The sequence below is a fragment of the Candidatus Uabimicrobium amorphum genome (genome assembly GCF_009002475.1).
GTDB classification, from domain to species: Bacteria; Planctomycetota; Uabimicrobiia; order Uabimicrobiales; family Uabimicrobiaceae; genus Uabimicrobium; species Uabimicrobium amorphum.
The window spans coordinates 1,565,943-1,586,393 of record NZ_AP019860.1; the positions used below are offsets into that span (position 1 = coordinate 1,565,943).

Consider the following 20,451-nt stretch of genomic DNA (forward strand, 5'->3'; position numbering starts at 1 on the left):
TAGAAAATACACTTGGTGTAAAGTTAAGCTTTTGTGCGAAAGATCTAAAGGGAGATAAATCAAGTGAAATATAATTTCGACAAAAAAATAAATAGGCGTAACACCGAATCAATGAAGTGGGATCATCTTGGAAAAATGTTTCCACTTTTTGAGAATAAAACGTTATTACCTTTATGGGTAGCGGATATGGACTTTGAGTGTGCCCCTCCTATTCAAGATGCCATCCGCAAACGTGTGGAACATGGCATCTGGGGGTATACGATTTGTGGGGACGATTACTATAGCTCTGTGATAAACTGGATGGCAAAAAGACACGATTGGGCAATCGAAAAAGAGTGGATTGTTTATGCACGTGGGATAGTACCGACCTTGTGTTTTTGTGTACAGACCTTTACCAATCCCGGAGATAAAGTTATTATCCAGCGGCCAGTTTATTACCCATTTACTGCTGTTGTCGAAAATAATGGTCGTGTGGTGGCAAACAACGCACTGGTATATGATAAAAATTATTACACGATAGATTTTGAAGATCTAGAAAAACAAGCGGCAGACCCCACCACCAAATTGATGTTCTTATGTAATCCGCATAATCCTGTGGGAAGAGTTTGGACAGCGGCGGAACTCGAAACAGTCGGAGATATATGCCTTAGAAATAACATAATTCTCGTTTCGGATGAGGTTCATGGTGATTTGACGTTGAAAGATCATCGCCATATTCCCATCACGAATGTTGCAGAACGCTTTATGCAAAATACAATTATTTGTACCGCCCCAAGCAAAACGTTTAATTTGGCAGGTATGCATACATCAAATATCATTATACCTGACAAAAAATTACGCGGAAACTACATGCGTACGGCAATAGACAAACACTTCAATCTCGACGCAAATCCCATGGGCATTGAAGCAACCAAAGCAGCATATAACGACTGCGACGAGTGGCTTGATGAACTCCTTCTATATGTGGAAGACAACATGGAGTTTATTGCTGATTTTTGTCGCCAAAATATCCCACAGGTAAAATTAGTAGAGCCCCAGGGAACCTATCTGGCCTGGCTCGATTTTACCCAGTTAGGGTTAACGCAATCGCAACTGACCGATTTGATTGTCCATAAATGCCAAATCGCACTTGACGAAGGATACTTTTTTGGGGCAGAAGGAACTGGTTTCGAGAGAATAAATGTCGCTTGCCCCAAAGCCACCCTCAAAGAGTGCATGGAGCGTATCGCCAAAGAATTGGCAACGTAACTTGAGGAAAAAATGAAAATAAGCAATAAAAAATTCGTTTGTACTTGTGGTAAAAAAATTCGCATTTCCAATACGCATCTTGGACAAACAGGACGCTGTCCCAACTGCGACAAAAAAATACTTGTTTGCAAAACGTTTTTTCAAGATGAATCGCTCTCGGAAGATGTTACTCTCGTAGATCGTACAACGATACATTCTCAACCAATCATGGGAAGAGAGTTTGGTGATTACGAAATCGAACACAAACTGGGGCAAGGCGGTATGGGGATCGTCTACAAAGCTTACGAAACGAAAATCAAACGCGTTGTGGCACTCAAAATTATCTCCCATGGCGATGAGAATATGGTCTCGCGTTTCCAAAAAGAAATGGAAATTCTGGGAAAGTTACAGCACCCCAATATCGTACGTCTTCTTTCCTATGGAACGGATCCGCAAATTTATTTGACAATGGAATATTTAGAAGGAAAATCTCTCGCCGAAATCAACAACCTATCCTTTCGTCAAATAGCAAAAGTGATACAAAAAGTGGCATTGGCATTACAAGACGCGCATGACAGAGGAATTATTCACCGCGACATCAAACCCGCCAACATTATGCTTGTAGGCAAAGAACCCAAACTAATGGATTTTGGCCTAGCTAAATTACAACAAGACGACGAACAAATTTCCAAAACCGGTGAATTGCTAGGTACTGTGGCTTACATGTCACCAGAACAGGCCTATGGTAATCCATTGGGGAATTCTACGGATATTTATTCTTTGGGAGCAACGCTCTACAAACTATTGACATCGCGTCCTCCGTTTGAAGGAGACAACAATATAAATATCATTTTCCGCGTATGTTACCAGGACGCTATTTCGCCGAGAGCTTTGAATCCCGATATTCCCGTCGACCTAGAGGCAATATGCTTAAAATGTTTAGAAAAAGATCCTCGTAAACGCTACTCTTCTGCGAAGTCTCTTGCGGATGACCTACAAAATTTTCTACAAGGGCAGTCGGTAACAGCACGTCCGTACACGCCCATCAAAAAAGTATACAAATTTATTTTACGCCATAAACTTACCTTTGCTCTCACCACCCTATGCATACTTTTAACCATTATATTTACGGTTGTGCATATACAGTATTTGAAAAAATCGCGTCTCCAGGCTGCCGAAAAGCACAAATCTTCTAGTAAAATTTTGGCTAAATTTGCCTCATACAATGCCGATATCAAGTTTAATGTTGGACTCACAAGAGAAAGTGGTCTACTCACCGGTCGCAGTTTGCAATTTTTGGAAGGCTTAAGTGGAGAAGATATTGGCAAAATTCGCAACGGAACGCGCAAAATGCTCTATAGAAATTTACGTCACTACGGTTTGGTACAACGTTATTTATTGAATGAGGAATTCCCCACAGTACAGCACATTGCCTTTAACCAAAATGGTGATTTACTGGCAATGATCAATGAGGAAAATCTCCAAATATGGGACATCCCAAGCCATAAAATAATTGCAAAGATAAAACATTCCATCCAGGAAGTGTCTGACATATTCATGAGCGAAGACAAACGAACCTTTATTTTCGGGAAAAACGGTATTGTCTATCACTACAACGGAAAAAAAATCACCGAGTATTGTGATGTCCCTAAGTCGATATCTATTGTAAAGTGGGAATTTCCTGATGTATATTTCGTGAGTGGCAAAAATTTGCACGTTTTGAATATTGAGGATAAAAAAACGACTCTTATTCGTGAATGCACGCAAAACATTACACACTTAGATATCTCCACAAATAGTGTAGTTTACACATCTTCTTCTCATGTACATGTGTACAACAAACATACGCACAAAATACAAAAATGGCGAAAACCCAAAAAAATGCGTTCCATGACGCTATGCCACGACGGACAGTATATTGCGAGCTATTACGATGGATATCTGCGACTTTTTGACATCCAGGGCAATCGTATTAGTCGTAAAAAGCAAGGCAATTTCGAATACGACAATTTCGGAAAAGTTGAATTATACACAGCGCCATTCAATGACAATATTGTTTTTACTGTATCGTATTCCGAGATCATAATCACCGATTTTTTTGTTCCGGAAAATCCAGCGCTCATCGGTTATTTCGGAAATGATTTCCACCAAATCGCCATTCATCCGCATGCCAAGTATGTTGCAACAACAAATAAAAATGGTGTTTATTTGTGGGACCGCTCATTTGCTTTGCAATCATTCAATATCCCCACGAAAAAAGTACGCAAGCTGCGCTTTCATCGTTCCCAGAAATTAGTTGTTTTGCAAAATCAAATATCTGTGTGGCGAAAAGATCAGAAGTTGTGGACTTCCACAATACAAAATAGAATCATTGACTTTCGCATTGATGAAGACTATATCATTGTGAAGACAAAATTGGAAAATATCATTTTTACTATGACCGGAAAAGTCTTTTATCGCTGCCCACAACAGCGTTTTCTGCACATAGAGGCAAATGGTTCGACAATTGTTTACTACAGCAAGAAAGATCACTGTATATGTGTGGAAGATATCAAAAATAAAATGCTGCAAAAAATTACTTTATCAGAAAAAATGGAATGCACTAGTTTGGTCGTCAACAGTCACCGTGATATTTTTTATACTCTCACCAACAACAATGACAATGGCATGAAAAAAGATAATTATAATACGACTCTTTGCATTGTAGATAAACAACTCAAGAAAATATACAGCAAAAAATTTTCGGTTTCACATGAAATTCTAAAATGTATCAAAGACCGAATTTATGTATTTACAAAAGACGCGCATCTAAAAATAATAGATCGCAACGGACAGGTCTTAGAAAATATAGTTGATGTCCTCAATACATGGCATATAAAAGAAGACTACATCGTTTTTTTGAGAAATGCCCACGCCATTGTTTTCGAAACAAATGCCGATCGCAAAGTGAACTGGATTTTCCCTGTAGAAGGTGCCTATGATGTCGATTTTATTCAAAACACCATTGTGTTCGCATGCCCCAGGAGAATCCATGTACGCAACATCGCTCACCGCCTAACAATGGACGACTTTAAACTACACAAACTCATTTCATCTACGAACAATAAAAAAAGCTTATCCGACTATGTAAACGAGCATCCGCAAAAATTTACCGAACAAGTTTTTGACGGCAAGCTCGACGAAAATTTTGAAACCGAATATGCGGAATATTAGGACAACAAATGCAAAAAGTAATTGTGACAGGTAGTGGCGGTATGGTGGGAACATACCTCATTCCTCTATTGAACGAAAAATATGACGTTCATGCGTTTCCACACAGCGATCTCGACGTGACGGACGTGCAAAAACTGACAAGCGCATTTGAGAAAATTCAGCCACAGATTGTTGTGCATCTCGCGGCGATGACCAATGTCGATCTTTGTGAAGAGCAGCCACAACAAGCGTTTTTTGTTAACGAACAAGGCACGAAAAATATTGCAAAGTGTTGTCGCCAGCACAATTGTACTTTGCTATACGTAAGCACTGGGATGGTTTTTGATGGTAATAAAACTTCGGCTTATGAAGAAAGCGATTGTGTGACAAGATCTGTCAATATCTACGGAGAATCAAAGTACAAAGGTGAACAAGCCATTCAACAGCTACTACAAAAATTTTATATTGTGCGAACCACATGGTTATTTGGTGGGGGACAACGCGATAAAAAATTTGTGGCGAAAATGTTACAGTTGGGGAAAAAAAACGATTCTTTATCGGTTGTGGATGACACGTGGGGAAGTCCCACCTATACAAAAGATCTAAGCGCTGCTCTGGAAACTCTGTGCACTAAAGTACCCGATTATGGGATTTATCATATCGCCAACGTTGGTCGCTGTAATCGTTTACAGTTTGCCCAAAAAATATTCGCCGACGCCAAGATGGATTGCACAACCAAGGGTGTCCGTTCTGCATCTTTTCCCACCAAAGCACCGCGTCCTTTTAACGAAAGCATCACAAGTACAAAGCTATCTGCGATTCATAAAATGCGCACATGGCAAGAGGCACTTCACGAGTATGTTACTACTGAATTTTAAGGTTACACAATGCACATTCCCATTTTATACCAGGATGAATCTATCGTAGTTGTCTCAAAGCCACCAAAACTTCTGGTACACAGAACAGATATGGCAAAGGATAATATATTCCTACTACAAACGTTATCGCAACAAATAGATAAATACCTATACCCTATTCATCGTCTCGACCGCGCCGCATCAGGAGCGATCGCTTTCGCTCTCACCAAAGAAGACGCAAAACTATTACAAGAATCTCTACAATCCACAGAGACACGCAAAGAATACATTGCCTTTGTACGTGGTTCCGCACCTGAGGAATGGACCATGGAACGCGAGTTGACTAGTGAAAAAGGAGTAAAGCAACACGCACGCACCCATTTTCACAAAATAAGTGAATTTTTTCGCTGTTCTCTTATCCGCGCACAAATCTTTACAGGACGCAAACACCAAATTCGTCGCCACTTAGCTCACAGTGCTCATCAAATTTTGGGTGATACTAGCTACGGAAAAGGTAAAATCAATCGCTTTTTTCGTGCCGAATATGGATTGCCACGTCTATGTTTGCATGCAAAATGGCTAGAGTTTAAACATCCGCGTCACGACAAAATCGTTCAAATAAACGCACCACTTGCAGACGACTTTCGTTCTTTTTTATTGCGTTTACCAGAGTGCGACAAAGAAATTGTTGCCTCTTTATAGAATTGGCAAGTATGTATTTGTGTTACTCCCGGAGTCAGACACGTAATCTTTTTTTGGTAAAAATTTAGTTATTGACGTTCTGCGAATGTCGCAACATTGTAACAACAACTTTGAGTAGGCTAACCGTCAGATTGGGTAAAATATTTATTTTTGTTCTGTTAGGAAGAACATGAATCTCATCACACGTAAAGAATTTCTAAAAAAATCCGCTCTTTTTTTGGCATTTGGTTTTACGAATCTATGGGCCGAAGACACAAATGAAAACTACGATGTAATTGTTGTAGGAGCTGGAGTAGCGGGACTGACAACGGCCCGCGAATTGATAAATCAAGGGGTTAAATCGGTTTTAGTCATAGAAGCGCGAAATAGAGTCGGAGGAAGAACATACAACATACCAACAGCTGGCAATGGTTATGCCGAAGCGGGAGGTCAATGGATAGGACCGACACAAACAGAAATACAAAAGTTGATTCGCGACTTGGGGATAAATTCATTTCCCATGTATACGCAAGGACGCGCCATAGGTATGCCTGCCAGAGGATCTGCCGATGATGAATTGTCACCGAGTGATTGGCAAGATTACGATCGCGTAAAAGCACAACTGGAAAGAATGGCAAAGACCATTCCTGTAAATGCACCGTGGGTCGCACCACGTGCCAAACAGTGGGATCGAATGACCGCAGGAGAATGGTTAGATAATAATGCTCAATCGGAAATTTCGCGTTTTCTACTGGAAATAGATATCATGATGCCACTGAGTACAACATCTGAGAATCTTTCATTACTATACTACTTGTATTACATTCGTTCTGCGGGAAGTTTAGACGCCATAAACCGTACCGCACAGACAAGTCGCATTGTAGGAGGGGCGCACAGCATATCTTTAAAGATGGCGCAAAATATGCGAAAAAATATATTGCTCAATAGCCCTGTACAACGGATAGAAAATAAAGATAAACATGTGGTTGTTCATACGAGAAATAAATCTTTCCGTGCGCAAAGATTGGTGATGGCCATGATGCCTCGCGATGTCACGCGAATAGAAATCACACCACAGTTGAGTCGCCGCCGGAGATTGTTAAACGAAAATTGGACAGCCACCTCAGGAGCAAAGATCAGTGTTGTTTATTCAGAGCCTTTCTGGCGTAAAAAAGGTTTAAATGGTCAATCTATCGGAGAATCCGGACCCGTCAGTGCAACGTTTGACAACTCACCTCATTCAGGAAAACCAGGCGTTTTGTTAGTCTTTCCTGACGATGAATGGATGACGCGTAGTCTTTCTAGTCGCAAAAATGCCATCATCAATCAACTTGTTCAATTGTTTGGCAACGAAGCGCGAAATTTCATTGATTATAAAGAATACAATTGGGGGAACGATGCGTGGAGCAGTGGTTGTGTTTCTCCGTTACAACCAAATATTTTAACACAATACGGAAGTGAAATTCGCAAACCGGTAGGTCGTATACACTGGGCCGGAACCGAAACTTCAGTAATTTGGACTGGTTATATTGAAGGGGCGGTGAGATCAGGACAAAGAGTTGCCCGTGAAGTAAGATCTCTGATAAAATAGTCAAGTCGTTTACCTCTTTTATAGGCGTTATTCAAAACCGAAAATAACTATCATAGGTAGATTTGATGTACTCTACCTATGATTTTTTAGCATTCCACTTTTTCCAAGACGTGTACGTTTTGGGAATATCCAACTCTTTTAAATTTTCCCAATGTTTGATAGCCTCTTCTCTTGTGGCGTTTTTTTCATTTGCTAAAAAGTCCGCAACAAAATTGATATAACGTCCATGAGGAACACGGGCAAAAGGCTCTTCACTCTGATTTAGCTCAATATATTTGTGAACTAAATCTCCATAAGTGATCTCTTTTCCCAAAGTTATTTGTTCTTCTCGCCAGCGATTTAAACGATAGCGTACCCCTGACCTTTCTCGTAAGTCAGGTACTATTTTCTTGGCCTCTGTTACAATGAATTCTTTGGTTTGTTTATTACTGGTGTAGTGAACGACTTTAAGAGTAAGACTAAGACCTTTGCTAATATCTTTTTCGCCGGTTTTTTTGAGGTTTCTTTTTGTGGGATTTTTCACCTTACCAGTACGCAAAAAGTCTTTTATGGCTTTTTCTAGCTCATCTTTTCTTAGTTTAGACGTCGATGGTATTCCCAACTCTTTCGCAAAAACTCGCAGTTCATCCACATACCAATAACCATTATCAAACTCTGTTTCTGTCATTTTTGGCGACAAACTATTTTGACTCATATTTTTCTTTCTTTTCGTTTCCCAAATTGATCTTATTTTAAAATTTAGTTAAAAAGTGAATGTATATATTTCGTATAGATTTATTCGTTTTGAAGCGAATAAATCTATACCGAAACGAACACTACAAAATAATGGATATGCAAACGATATTTTCTACTTGTCCATGATTTTGTTCTTGGAAAAAGTATTTTGTTCGATGGTTTGTAAAACGTATTCCATTACATTTTTCTCATAAGGAATTGTCGTGTTATTTATGATGGATTGTAACTTTTTACATATAGTAGTTTTGTGTTCTTTCCAATCTAAAAATTGTGAAGAACGCGCGATAGAAACGCGAACGTTGTAGTCAGGGTCATTGAGTGCCTCCATGAGAATATGTGCTTTTTTCTCTAAATTTATTTTGAGCTGTGCAATTTTGGAATAGTAAATTTCTCTTATTTGGTTGTCGTTTTCTGACTTCGCTAGAGACAATAGGCTTTCTAGATGTTCTCCCCGCTCCATTTGCAAACACTGTGCGGCATAAAAACGCATAAACGAATCTTTGTTGGTTTTAAGTATATTCAAGAGATAAGGAGTCGTTTTTTCTCCCATTTTTTCCACAATGTCATACGCCATCGTCGAAGATTGTGAACGACCTAACCGTGGAAATAGTTCCAGTAGATCCAAAACGTAATTTTCGGAACACGTCTTGTCGAATAATCTAAGCAACAATGACTCTAAAAATTTAAGATTTGTATCACCTCTACTCATCAATTGCGACATACAAAATGGCACCCACTCTTCTTTTATGGAAGCCTTAAACAAAATTTCGTGTCGTTTCCACAGTATTTTTTCTCTCACCAACAAAAGAGGTAAACAATCCTCCACAAATGACTGTAGCTTTTGTACTTTTTCTTTCCACGGAGATGAAAATTCAACATTATGTTTGGACAGCGAATCTGCGGCAAACAAAACGACCAATTGTTTTTCGTCTTGTAAGCATTTTGTCAATTCGATCTTGGTTGCTTCGGATAAAACAGACAAATTTCCCAACGATCTAGCGGCAAAGGCTCTCACTACAGAATAGTCATCTTTTAAAGCTTTCAAAACAGATGGTATACTAATAGGTGAGATCGTATCTAAATTCGCTAGAGCTTTTGCGCAACCTCGACGTATACGCCAATTTGCATTCTCTAAATTTACCACTAGTAACTTCTCCAACTGTGGTGGTATTTTTCCGGAAATCAAATCTACGGCATGAATACATAGTCGTTCGTGATCACCTTGTAAACTCTTTGTGATCGCCGGTAAAATTTCGCTATGAGTAGAATTCATTATTTTTAGAGTTTTAAAAGCGTCTAACCTTACATAGACATCTTCATCTTGCAGAAGAGGGACCACTTTTTCTTCGATATCTTGGTACCTAGAAGAGGCATTAGAAGAACCTACATAGTAAAATATCCTGTGTAAAGCATGTCTCTTTGCCCTTGCACTTGAAGAACTGAGATCATGTATGTAACCTTCAAAAGAAGGATAGCTTATTTGTGAAAGCGAGGGAAGAACAGTAAAAACAATAACTGTTATGACAAACGTAAAAAGTAAAAGCATTTTTATATATTTTGGCATAATAGTACCTTTATGATTGCGTTAATAATTTTGATAATTAGGGTTGCTTATTTTTTTACTCTAAAATGCAACCTAAAATAATAAAACTAAAATTATACAAAAGGAACGCATTTGACAAAATATAAAAAATTTGTAAAAACGCAGAGTCGTTATGTGTTGGTCCTTAGTGTAGAGAGCGCTACTTATCTTTCACTAAATATTTTTTTAATGTATTCGCTACTTGCTGTGGCCAATAGCCCCCCTCCACTTTAAAGTAACTCTCGTGTTGTGAAAATGTTTGCTTGGTCAAATCAAAGATCGCAACCTCTTTGTTACTTGCGCAAATAGCCGTTTGCCAATTTCTTGTATACGAAGCTCCGTTCATGTTGTAGGTACCAAGATGAGATGGAGTTAAACATTTACTATGAAAGTCGTAGATGAAGAATTTCTCTTTACCAAATATAGCTAAGTATTCATCTTTAGGGGAAAAAGCAATCTCGGTAATGGTATCGTCCCAGGTTTCTTGCCAAATTTTATCGGCAACTAAAGGAGTACATTGCCATTGTTGACGCGTCTTCTTTAAAATAAATATGCGGTCGTTGCTCACAAAAGCCAGTGTGTTTTGCAAATTTGCCCAAGCCATCAGTTCGATAGGCATATTGTGTTTGTGTTGTAGTTTATACACGCGCTCTCTATTTTGGAAAAGTGACAAACTAGAGTATTGATGAGTGACAGCGGTAAGATCCTTCCTACTTTTCAAATTGTACACTTCATTTTCCAATGTGACAAATCGCGGTAAGTTTTCCAAAGAAAGCGTGCTGTTGTCTTCGTATTCTTTCCATAGTATCTCCCACACCTTTTCATCTTCGCAAATGCGTATTCTTCGATTGTCGTTGGTAATTTCCAATCCGCGTATCGAAGTAAACTTCCCCATGAAGTTTAATTTGAATTCCTTGAAGTTTCTTTCGCTTTGCTGATGAAGGTCATAGACGCGTAACTTGAATGAACGACTCATATTACCTTTAAGCAGTATTGCCAAGTACTGCTCATCATCACTAAGACGCTTTTTTTGCACAGAAAAAAATGGAGCAATCATATCAATGCGATCAGCATAACCTTGTTTTTGTTTGTACCACATGAGTATCACCCATCTTGTGGGGACAAATATACAACTCAGATCGTTGGTCGCAAACGCTTTCATGGAATCTTCTTCTACGCCTTCATATCCTTTGCTGAATTTTTTAAAAATACCTGGGTCTAATTTTGTAGGACGCACGGTCTTCATCAATGAGGGGTATAGTTGTAAAGTTCGCAAAATGCACGTTTTTTCTTTTTTTTCCTCATATGTAGAGATTGTTTGGAGTATTCCCGAATCGTATTGGTGAAAATTTCCCAAACCCGCGAGAGATAATTTTTTTTCAGAGGACACATCGGCAATTTGAAGTTCGTGTTTGCTTTCACTCGCTAACCATTTCTGATTCAAAAAGCGCACCTTGGTAATTTTTTGCGGATGTTTTGTGATGAAATATTCAGAGGGCTTTACCGTCGAAGAAGATTTTAACATACTTTCGATATAGGCGTAAAATACGGTTTTTTCTCTGGCAAACGCCAAGGAATCGTTCTCCGGAGATATTTGCACCAATTCTAAATTTGCATAGGACTCTGTACGAAAATGATAACTATTTGGGTAATTTTTCTCGCGCCACTTCCCCTGTTTTAGCCTATACATAGAGACATCCGAAAAACAATTTCGAAAATAAAGGTATAGAGACCTCTCGTGGGACAAAAAATTTGCGCCAACATTCCAGTTGGAAAAACGTTTTTCAAACCCCTGAACCTTTCCACTGTGTACATTGACAAAATACATCGATCGCGTGGATATAACTAACAACCACTTGCTATCGGGAGAAAAAAGAAAGCGTCTTACTTTTTCTTTGATGGGGACTTGAACGCGTTTTAAACTTTTGAGACGAATGATTTCGATTTCATAGTCCGCGTTACTGTAGGCAAAAATTTGGCTATTCGGAGAAAGTTTATGTTGGATGGTCTTGGAAAAGTGTTTGAGGCGTATGATTTTTTTGCACGACGGCAATGCGTGAATATCAATGCCTCCCGGTGAGAGATAATAAAAATAATTGCTATTTGCCGAAAAAGTTTCAAAGCTGTGCTTTCCATCATATATTTTGCGACGCGCTTGGTCAAAGATTTCAGTTTGTTGGTAATTGTAAATAGCGTGGTACCTATTATTGTGGGCTAATCTAATTTTTTTGTCATCCGCGAAGGAAAAGCGTTCTTTTGCAATTTCTTTCGGCAAAGTCGGGACAATAAAAAATTTCAAAAAAGATAGCGTTTTCAAAAAGCGCTGGTAAGACTCGGTAGGGATTTGCTGTGTTTTTTGGGTGATGTCTGCAATTTTTTCGTAAGACGATTTCCATTTCTTAAGAAGCGGTATGGCCGCCACAGAACTACGATCAGAGTGCATGATATTCTCTAGTTCCTGCAATAGAGTGTCGACAACAGCATGATTGGCCGCCAATTTTTCCTGCTCTAGTTTCACAACCGCCTTTTTTACCTGCGACTTCTCTTGTTCCAGTTTTACCACAGACTTTTTGACTTGTGACTTTTCTTGTTCTAACGCTTGCAGTTCCCGATGTCCAAACAGGACAACTATACCAAAAATACATATAGAGCCGAGAAAAGAAAATATCATGGAATAGCGAAATAACCGATCGTATTTAAATTTTTTCAGCCATTTCTCAGAAAACTTTGGTGACTGTGTCATAATCGGTTTTCCAGTGATAATGGCTTGTACCTCTTGGTATAAGATATGTGCGGACGCTAGACGTTTTTCCGGATTTTTCTCCAAAGCTTTCATACAAACAATTTCGAGGTCGCTATCTTTCGCGATAGATTTGTTTAGTAGCGAAGGAAGAATCGGTTCTTCCGTCGCAAGTTGGAACATGACTTCCATGACATTGCTACCATCGAACGGGACGCGCCCTGTCAATAATTCATACAAAATAACCCCCAACGCATAAACATCACAACGTGCATCAACTGTCATCCCCTGAACAATTTCTGGAGCCAAATATTTCGGTGTACCGTACAAATCACCGGTTTTTGTCAAGTCGACATTTCCCTCGGTGTCTTTGGCAATACCAAAATCTAAAATAACAGGTGTATCATTTTCCATAACCAGGATGTTATGGGGTTTCAAATCGCGATGTATAATTTTGTTATCGTGTGCACAGACAATCCCCGAACAAATTTGCGCAAATATAGATAGGCAGAGCGGTATATCACTACGATTTTCTGCAATCCAATCGCTCAAACAAATCCCGGGAATGTATTCCATAATAAAATAAGGCTGTTGTTTATAAACATCGATTTCATACATCTTGATGATGTTTTTGTGATTGAGTTTTGCAACCGACTGCGCTTCTACAAAAAAGCGTTGCCAGGATTCCGGTGTGACATTGTGTAAAACTTTTAGGGCACAGTCACGACCAAGTTGTATATCTCGCGCATGATACACAACTCCCATTCCGCCACGTCCTAACTCCGAGATAATGCGATACTTGTTTTTTATATCCATTGTGTGCCTTGCTTGATGAATTTTACTTTTCAGAAGTCAATATTTCTTTCTCTAATATACAAGTTCATTCAATAGGTGAGAATGAAAATTTGCGTAAAATTCACATTAATCGGTAACACTTATAAAGTGTCAGAATCAAAACTTGGCATTTTTTAGCTGCCGCGTGAGATATTCGATTCCTTCACTAGCCTTCTTAGATAAGTGTAAATCTGAAAATTGAGGTTGGGCGTTGGGATTAATGCTAATTACTTTTCGTTGTTGTGGTTTCTGCATCTTCCAGCGCACGATAATATTTTCATTTCGCGGAACTTCGCCGGAGCTACCAATCAAAATAGCCACTTGCGGGAGAGTATTTTGCATAAACTTTTGGAAATTTTGGTATTGAGGCAAATGGTCAACAAAACCATAGTCACCACCAAAAAGATATGTATTTGTTCGCGCAATACCTTTACATTTAGGACAAGGTGGTATTTGCGAAGCGGGCATGGTTTCCTCATCTAACACGCACAAAAGTACAGATACATTTTCCCATGTTTCAAAACAACATGGCTTAGGATTTGGCAGCTTTCCTGCGCATTGTAATCGCCAAATAGAACCATGTTCCATCTCTATCTCCTCAAATTTAGGAATTGATGACAGAAACCCTGAGTGAGTTTGATTCACGACACTCTAAACTTGAAAATTAGGAGCAAAATCTAAACCACCATCGACTTTAATTGTCTGTCCCACAATCCAACTCGCTTTCCGCGAACACAAAAACAATACTAACTCAGAAATTTCTTGTAGAGTTGCTTCTCTCTTAAGAGGGACAGCATTGCAAACTTGATTATTCACTTTTTCAAACATTTTGCCTAAATATTTCTGTGTGGATTCGGTGCGAAAAAAACCAGGATTAATGCCATTCACGGCAATATTTTTTGCAGCAACTTCGTGGGCATAGTATGCGGTAAGAGTTTCCAATGATGATTTTGCAGCGGCTAATAGTCCATGAAAAGGTACCGCTTTTAGAGTGTCCATCCCACTAATGGTCACCACTGCTCCACCGCTCATCATTTCCACAACGTGCTTCATATTTAAAATAAAAGATTTCACCGTGATATTGAACGTTTTATCAATATGGTGCTCTTTCATTTGTAGCAAATTTTTAAATGCCGTTGCCGCCGCGTTATGAATATAAAAATCTAACGTTTGTGTATGTTCTTTGATTTGCGCAAAAAGTTTTTCGCTTGCATTGGGAAAAGCCAAATCGCATTTAAAAATCGTACATTTACCACCCGCATCGACAATTTGCCGATGAGCGTTTTGCGCTGTTTCTTCATCTGAGCGATATGTCAAAAATACTTCGGCTTGCTGTTGAGAAAAAGCGCTGGCAATGGCAAATCCAAGACCTTTTGTCCCACCAGTGATCAAAACTTTCTTATTGTGAAATTCATTCATTTTTTTCTCCGGAATCGTGAGTAGAATATATCATTTTCTTTATTGTATTCTCCCATTGTTCGAGGAGAACATTTTCTTTGAAATTTTTTTGTATTTTGTAAAACCATGCGTTGGTTTGTTGATGAAAGTATTGCAACTGCTCGTGATTCAATTTGGCTATATGAAATTGGGAAAAGCGATCAACGGCAAATTCGTCTTCGACGACCGTACCACGGCCGAATTTGGCACTGCAATACACAAAAAGAGGACTCAAACCGACTTTAGGAGATAAAATCGTGTAATCGTTGCGCCCAAAGTGATATTCATTTTCAAGCAAAAAATCCGCCTGTTCTATTTTTCCCCAAGTAATGAGTTTCTCTCCATAGCTGTGACTGTCAAAATCATCACTGGTTAAAATCGATTGTGGATCTATGTAGACTCGACCATCGGACTCAACCTCTTCTTCACTGGAAAAAAACAATGAGGAAGTATTTACGATATCGCATATCGGTTGCGTTTCGGTTGTCGTTTGTGTTAACTGTCGATACAAGTTTTTGGACATATCCTTGAGTGTTTGTACAATCTTATTGTTTATAGTGCGCTTATTGTGTAACACTTCTCCCAAATCGAGAATCGCCCTTTGGTAAGACATATTGGGAACGGGAATCTTGGTGTGCGCAATAAACGAATCGTAGTCTAACGAAGCAAGCATTCCCTTATGATTTTCGTAGTTTTCCATAGGGTTCATTACTCTCAAATAATCGCATATGTACAAAGGTAGAGCAACTTCTGTTTTGATGCGGCAAACAAAGTATTCTTCTAATGTTGGATTTTTAACTTGCTGCCCAACAATAACATACGACTGAGAAGATTTACTTCCGCGCCTTCTGCGAATCAGAATATCATCATCGAGAATTTGCACGGCAGGGACAGTAATATCTTTAAGAAGTGGGAAATTCCATCTTGCCATTTTTTAAATTACCTAACGTATCAAGAATAGTTTGTTGTAATTTATTAGACTCTATAAATTGTTGCTCCAGCTGAGCAACGAGTTTTTTCATTTCCGCCTGCAACTCTTTATTTTGCGCCATATTGTTTTCCTAAGGTATAATTTTTATACTGAATGTTAATTTGAGTTCTCTACAATACATTTTGTTTAATTCTTTTTCAAATATCCTAAATTCGTAAACTCTTACTTATGCAGTTTCTCCAAGCTTTTTCAAAAGTTGTGTTCCACTTGCAGTTTCAAAGTTTTCGATAGATCTCTTCTATTTTGGCTTTGAATTCTTTACTGTAACTATTTCTCACTCTCGCCATTTATATTCATTCCTCTTTTTGCGCACTATATTATATCCTATTTAGTCTGCTTTTTGGGTTCTATTTTTCGTAACCGTTAGATGTCAATAAACTTGTTAGCGAGTCTGGCACTTGTTACTGTGTTGTTACTGTATTTTGGCTTTGAATTCTTTACTGTAACTATTTCTCACTCTCGCCATTTATATTCATTCCTCTTTTTGCGCACTATATTATATCCTATTTAGTCTGCTTTTTGGGTTCTATTTTTCGTAACCGTTAGATGTCAATAAACTTGTTAGCGAGTCTGGCACTTGTTACTGTGTTGTTACTGTGTTACTGTGAAACTTGTTAGCGAGTCTGGCACTTATTACTATAATAGTCTTAGTCTTAATAGTCTTAGTCTTGGTAAATAGTGCCAGACTTGCTGTTAGTGTAAATAGTGCCAGACTCGGTGCCATGATAATCTCTATTAAGAGAAACGAGTTACTTTTACGCACTTTCCGGGTAAATAGTGCCAGACTCGGTGCCATGAGGTAAATGGAAATGGTAAATAGTGCCAGACTCGGTGTGCCATGAACCTGTATAGAAAATAAGGAAGACCCCTTGTAACCAGCTTGCAGAAGAAGGTTGCAAACCACCTTACGCTGCTGTAATAAAGAGTTATGGTAGGATGAAATAGTGCCAGACTCGAGTGCAGGTGAAATAGCTGACTCAGAAATATGAAAGAAATTTCAATCAACACCTAAAAAGCATGCAGATAAATGCACACTGTAGAAGTATAAAGAGACTTTGTCTGTGATAAAATAATCATGAAGAGACTTAAAAGCTATTTTAAACTCAAGTGCTAGGTTTTCTCAAACACGAAGAGTTAGAGTCAAGAGAATAACTTTTTCGATTTTTGTAGTAGTTGTGGCATGTATATTTCGTGATGATCTCATTGATAAAAGATTCAGAACCAAATATCAGACCATGAGTAAAGTGTAATTGCCTAGATAATAAACCTTTTTCAACCATTCTTTCTTTCATCATGTTAATATATTTTTTTTTCCTTTGCTTCATTGTACCACCCAAGTTCAAATACAGCTCATGAAAATCAATGACAATAGGCCCTTCACCTTTTGTGTGTTGGTTATAACTGCTCCATTTCCATTCTTTTGGATGACGAGTTACGCCATTTCTCGTCATATTTAATTCAATATAGAAAATAGTATTCAAAAGGTGCGTCTCGGACTGAATAATCGTTGAATAAAAGCGTTCACCCCAAAAATGTCCAGTCCTTTTATGCCTGTGATTGTAGTTTCTGGCGTATAACCCGTTGATGTACTGCATTAGTTTAGATAAGTTGTTTTCTGTTGGTGTCGATATAAGTAGATGCACATGATTACTTGTCAAACAATAAGCATGTAGTTTGAAGGCGTATTTCTCGCGTGCTCTGTCAACTATGTTGAGATATTGTCTAAAGTCTTCTTCTTCTTGGAAATAGAAATTTTTGTTATCACATCTTGTTGTGATATGGAATAGACCGTTAATCATCGAAATTCTGATTGGACGCACGTTTTCTCCTTTTTAAAATAAGATTAGATTTTTCATCTTATTATACATATGCGTTTGACAGAATGACACGGGACGCTGAGTCAGTCACCTTTTTTCACTGTTTTCACTGAACGCTGAGTCTGTTACATTCACATCTTCTGTCACTTTCACACCTTTCGGTAACCACCTTCACACCTTCGGCGAGTCTGTCACCTTTTTGATTCACTGTTTTCACTAAACGGCGAGTCTGTCACCTTTTTGAATTCAAATTCACTGTTTTCACTAAACGGCGAGTCTGTCACCTTTTTGAACTGTATTATATCTTATTTAGTCTGCTTTTTGGGTTCTATTTTTCGTAACCGTTAGATGTCACTAAACTTCTTCGCGAGTCTGGCACTTATTACTCCTGAGTATCTGCTCCTGTCACAACAGGGTTTGCACTATCAACAACAAGTCCTCGGATGCGCTGCGGATCATTGTTATCAATTTCTTGTGGCAAAATATTTGGTGGAAATAATTTACCAATCTCTGCGGTATTGGTAATCTTGCTATGCAGTAGTTTCTTTTCGTCGGAGTGTCCAATTAATGGAGCAAATAGCGTGTGGAAATTATTCGTTCCACGTCGACCAAGGTTACCGGTTATCAGAAATAGGAGTTTTTCAAGATAAGAGTTCAAAGTGCTATTTAGGCTTTGTTGTAGACCTAAATCAACGCGAATACAAGCTGTTTTTGCCTCACATAGTTTTTGTGCGACACTTACGACTTGTTCTAGTGGTACATGACTTTTTTCAGCATAGTCTTCAGGCGAGATATTTGCAAATACCTGTTGTAGTTTTTCAAAACCAGTGGTGCGTTCCTCAATAAACTTTTGATTATACCAGCCTTTTTGTATGATTACCGCGATGATGGCACTTAGTAAATAGACATCGCGTCCGGGAAAAACGCGTACATGCATATCTGCTAGTTTTGCCGTTTCCGTTTCCTTGGGATCAATCACGATCATCGTTTTTTGTGGATCTTTCGCTATCTCGCGCAACACACTTCTTGCACGTGGAATTCCGTGTGCTTGCCAAGGATTTGTTCCTATAAACACTGCCACATCGGCATGTTCAACATCTTCAGTGATGTGTGAGTGCTGACGACCAAATAGTTTACCATTTACCCAGAAGTCACCCGTTTTTTCCTGCGCTAATGCTGTGTACAAGTAACGAGTTTTCATCGCCGCACGTAAAGCACTTGAGTAAAGACCGCCAAGGTGATTCCCTTGTCCACCGCCGCCGTAAAAAGCAAGGGAATCTCCCCCATGGCTATCTCGAAGTTCGATTAATTTTGCGGCTATTTCGCGAAAAGCCGTTTCCCAAGAAATCGCTTCAAAACAACCATCCTCTTTGCGGCGTAAAGGTTGCTCTAGTAAGTCACTATTATTTTGATAATAATCGAGCCGTGCCGCTTTTTGGCATAAGTATCCTTGGGATAATGGATTTTTTTTGTCCCCGCGTATTTTTTGCAAGTGACGATCTTGAACTTGGACCTCCAAGCCACAATTGATGCTACAGAGAATACATGCTGTTTTGTTCCATTTTTCCTGTGTCATGAATGAACTCCCAATAAAATGATTGAGAAAAGAAAACGAAATTGCTCTAGTAGATGATATCAGTGAACGTGGAGAAACACAAGATACTCTGACAAAAGGAAAGTAAAACACATAGAAAACAATTTTGTAGTACTGATAACGTGTACTGTCTTGATAAGATTATACTCTTACCAGTTACAGAGAAACTAAAATCTTAGGGGGCTTATATGTATAAAAATATGTATTTTTTACTGCTCATAGTTCTTATATTTGGCTGTGATAACTCTGAGCAAGACGTAGGCGAAGAAACACCAACACAAGAATTGACAGAAATTGAAATATTTCGCATTTTTCGCAGTGGCAATGAGGCAGATATTGCCAAAATAAAAAAAACTCTAATATCTCAGGGGGAAAACGGCTACCAACGTTTGAAAAATATGAGAAATATTGATGATCTTGAAACGAGTAAACACATAGAACAAACGATGCATAGTATTGCTTGGGACAAAGTACGCGAAGCACTGCATCAAGAACGAGACAATATGCAACAAAGCTCCAATGACACAGGTCCTCCCAAAGTGAAACAAATAGACGTTAACATCGCTAGCGAACTGTTTCCCAACTATGCTTTTTATCGCATAGAAAGATCATCAAAATACTATAAACCAGGACAAGAATGGCACGGAAGCGGCTACGCAGGAAAAAAATTCACCAACCATATCATTAAAATTCACACAGTTGGTAAACCTCTCGTAGACGGTTGGAGCAAAATTTTTCACATAGCAGGGCAAGAAGGACTGCCTTTAGATGATGAAACAACAGTTCAATCGATATTTCGCATATTTGGCCATGTTTTTGGTAGTGGTATGAGTGTTAATAAACGACATATTTTCACAAAGACAACCAAAGGGTGGAAAATACATCCTAGAGAGGTAGATGTTTGGAGCACAAATTTTTATATAGAAATAAATCCGCTAAAGATTTATTCAAAAGTAGAAAAAGTAAAATAGCAACTTGAGATATTAGAAAATTTTTGGAAAAGCAGTAAAGGCGCAACGAGTCTTTACCTCAGGTAAAAAAAGTATCAAAGTAAACAGAGGACATTAACTTTGCATACTTCACCCAAAACAATATTCCGGGCGAGATATTTAATTTTACTTCTTTGACTGTTGCAATTTCTGTAAGTGATATTGTTCTTTTTTCTCGTTTATT

The 20,451-nt window shown here is 38.6% G+C and carries 15 protein-coding genes; 6 read left to right on the plus strand and 9 right to left on the minus strand.

What is annotated here, in order from left to right; all coding sequences use genetic code 11:
• The first annotated feature begins 63 nt into the window (after window positions 1-63).
• The 5 genes from UABAM_RS05470 (at window position 64) to UABAM_RS05490 (ending at window position 7,548) form a co-directional block, all read left to right on the plus strand.
• Window positions 64-1,248, plus strand: a complete 1,185-nt coding sequence (locus UABAM_RS05470) for a MalY/PatB family protein (RefSeq protein WP_151966993.1) — start codon at window positions 64-66, stop codon at window positions 1,246-1,248.
• A 207-nt stretch (window positions 1,249-1,455) separates the two neighbouring features.
• Entirely contained in the window at window positions 1,456-4,440 is a 2,985-nt protein-coding gene (locus UABAM_RS05475; RefSeq protein ID WP_390882033.1) for a serine/threonine protein kinase, read from the plus strand.
• A gap of 8 nt (window positions 4,441-4,448) precedes the next feature.
• Window positions 4,449-5,297 carry a dTDP-4-dehydrorhamnose reductase gene (rfbD, locus tag UABAM_RS05480; protein ID WP_151966995.1) on the plus strand — a complete coding sequence of 283 codons (849 nt, stop codon included), beginning with the start codon at window positions 4,449-4,451 and terminating at the stop codon, window positions 5,295-5,297.
• 9 nt (window positions 5,298-5,306) lie between these two features.
• Window positions 5,307-5,978, plus strand: coding sequence for a pseudouridine synthase (locus UABAM_RS05485; protein ID WP_151966996.1), 672 nt, complete (start codon window positions 5,307-5,309; stop codon window positions 5,976-5,978).
• A gap of 169 nt (window positions 5,979-6,147) precedes the next feature.
• Complete coding sequence (locus UABAM_RS05490; RefSeq protein ID WP_151966997.1) at window positions 6,148-7,548, plus strand: flavin monoamine oxidase family protein; 1,401 nt, start codon at window positions 6,148-6,150, stop codon at window positions 7,546-7,548.
• 76 nt (window positions 7,549-7,624) lie between these two features.
• On the opposite strand, the gene UABAM_RS05495 is transcribed toward UABAM_RS05490, so the two are convergent.
• From UABAM_RS05495 to UABAM_RS05530, 9 genes are all read right to left on the minus strand, one after another.
• Entirely contained in the window at window positions 7,625-8,242 is a 618-nt protein-coding gene (locus tag UABAM_RS05495; RefSeq protein ID WP_151966998.1) for an SAP domain-containing protein, read from the minus strand.
• Between the two features lie 153 nt (window positions 8,243-8,395).
• Window positions 8,396-9,847: a HEAT repeat domain-containing protein gene (locus tag UABAM_RS05500; RefSeq protein WP_151966999.1), complete on the minus strand. Its 1,452-nt coding sequence runs from the start codon at window positions 9,845-9,847 to the stop codon at window positions 8,396-8,398.
• Window positions 9,848-10,025: 178 nt separating this feature from the next.
• Window positions 10,026-13,421, minus strand: a complete 3,396-nt coding sequence (locus tag UABAM_RS05505) for a serine/threonine protein kinase (RefSeq protein ID WP_151967000.1) — start codon at window positions 13,419-13,421, stop codon at window positions 10,026-10,028.
• 135 nt (window positions 13,422-13,556) lie between these two features.
• Window positions 13,557-14,027 (minus strand): SIR2 family NAD-dependent protein deacylase, encoded by a 471-nt coding sequence (locus UABAM_RS05510; protein ID WP_151967001.1) that lies wholly within the window; start codon window positions 14,025-14,027, stop codon window positions 13,557-13,559.
• Between the two features lie 63 nt (window positions 14,028-14,090).
• Window positions 14,091-14,858 carry an SDR family NAD(P)-dependent oxidoreductase gene (locus tag UABAM_RS05515; protein ID WP_151967002.1) on the minus strand — a complete coding sequence of 256 codons (768 nt, stop codon included), beginning with the start codon at window positions 14,856-14,858 and terminating at the stop codon, window positions 14,091-14,093.
• Window positions 14,851-15,807, minus strand: coding sequence for a restriction endonuclease subunit S domain-containing protein (locus tag UABAM_RS05520; protein WP_151967003.1), 957 nt, complete (start codon window positions 15,805-15,807; stop codon window positions 14,851-14,853). The genes UABAM_RS05515 and UABAM_RS05520 overlap by 8 nt, the downstream gene beginning before the upstream one ends.
• Window positions 15,779-15,928 carry a hypothetical protein gene (locus UABAM_RS33340; RefSeq protein ID WP_173013148.1) on the minus strand — a complete coding sequence of 50 codons (150 nt, stop codon included), beginning with the start codon at window positions 15,926-15,928 and terminating at the stop codon, window positions 15,779-15,781. The genes UABAM_RS05520 and UABAM_RS33340 overlap by 29 nt, the downstream gene beginning before the upstream one ends.
• Window positions 15,929-16,970: 1,042 nt before the next feature.
• A complete protein-coding gene (locus tag UABAM_RS05525) occupies window positions 16,971-17,687 on the minus strand; it encodes a transposase (RefSeq protein ID WP_151967004.1) in 717 nt (238 codons plus the stop codon).
• Window positions 17,688-18,066: 379 nt separating this feature from the next.
• A complete protein-coding gene (locus UABAM_RS05530; protein ID WP_151967005.1) occupies window positions 18,067-19,260 on the minus strand; it encodes a molybdopterin-dependent oxidoreductase in 1,194 nt (397 codons plus the stop codon).
• 206 nt (window positions 19,261-19,466) lie between these two features.
• Between UABAM_RS05530 and UABAM_RS05535 the strand changes: the two genes are divergently transcribed.
• Window positions 19,467-20,249 (plus strand): hypothetical protein, encoded by a 783-nt coding sequence (locus tag UABAM_RS05535; RefSeq protein ID WP_151967006.1) that lies wholly within the window; start codon window positions 19,467-19,469, stop codon window positions 20,247-20,249.
• The last annotated feature ends 202 nt before the right edge of the window (window positions 20,250-20,451 follow it).

What these genes read in the sequence shown, in the direction of transcription:
- UABAM_RS05505 (WP_151967000.1), bottom strand. Translation starts at nt 13,421, where the DNA reads ATGGATATAAAAAACAAGTATCGCATTATCTCGGAGTTAGGACGTGGC.
- UABAM_RS33340 (WP_173013148.1), bottom strand. Translation starts at nt 15,928, where the DNA reads ATGGCGCAAAATAAAGAGTTGCAGGCGGAAATGAAAAAACTCGTTGCT.
- UABAM_RS05510 (WP_151967001.1), bottom strand. Translation starts at nt 14,027, where the DNA reads ATGGAACATGGTTCTATTTGGCGATTACAATGCGCAGGAAAGCTGCCA.
- UABAM_RS05500 (WP_151966999.1), bottom strand. Translation starts at nt 9,847, where the DNA reads ATGCCAAAATATATAAAAATGCTTTTACTTTTTACGTTTGTCATAACA.
- UABAM_RS05535 (WP_151967006.1), top strand. Translation starts at nt 19,467, where the DNA reads ATGTATAAAAATATGTATTTTTTACTGCTCATAGTTCTTATATTTGGC.
- UABAM_RS05530 (WP_151967005.1), bottom strand. Translation starts at nt 19,260, where the DNA reads ATGACACAGGAAAAATGGAACAAAACAGCATGTATTCTCTGTAGCATC.
- UABAM_RS05475 (WP_390882033.1), top strand. Translation starts at nt 1,456, where the DNA reads ATGGGAAGAGAGTTTGGTGATTACGAAATCGAACACAAACTGGGGCAA.
- UABAM_RS05490 (WP_151966997.1), top strand. Translation starts at nt 6,148, where the DNA reads ATGAATCTCATCACACGTAAAGAATTTCTAAAAAAATCCGCTCTTTTT.
- rfbD (WP_151966995.1), top strand. Translation starts at nt 4,449, where the DNA reads ATGCAAAAAGTAATTGTGACAGGTAGTGGCGGTATGGTGGGAACATAC.
- UABAM_RS05520 (WP_151967003.1), bottom strand. Translation starts at nt 15,807, where the DNA reads ATGGCAAGATGGAATTTCCCACTTCTTAAAGATATTACTGTCCCTGCC.
- UABAM_RS05515 (WP_151967002.1), bottom strand. Translation starts at nt 14,858, where the DNA reads ATGAATGAATTTCACAATAAGAAAGTTTTGATCACTGGTGGGACAAAA.
- UABAM_RS05495 (WP_151966998.1), bottom strand. Translation starts at nt 8,242, where the DNA reads ATGAGTCAAAATAGTTTGTCGCCAAAAATGACAGAAACAGAGTTTGAT.
- UABAM_RS05485 (WP_151966996.1), top strand. Translation starts at nt 5,307, where the DNA reads ATGCACATTCCCATTTTATACCAGGATGAATCTATCGTAGTTGTCTCA.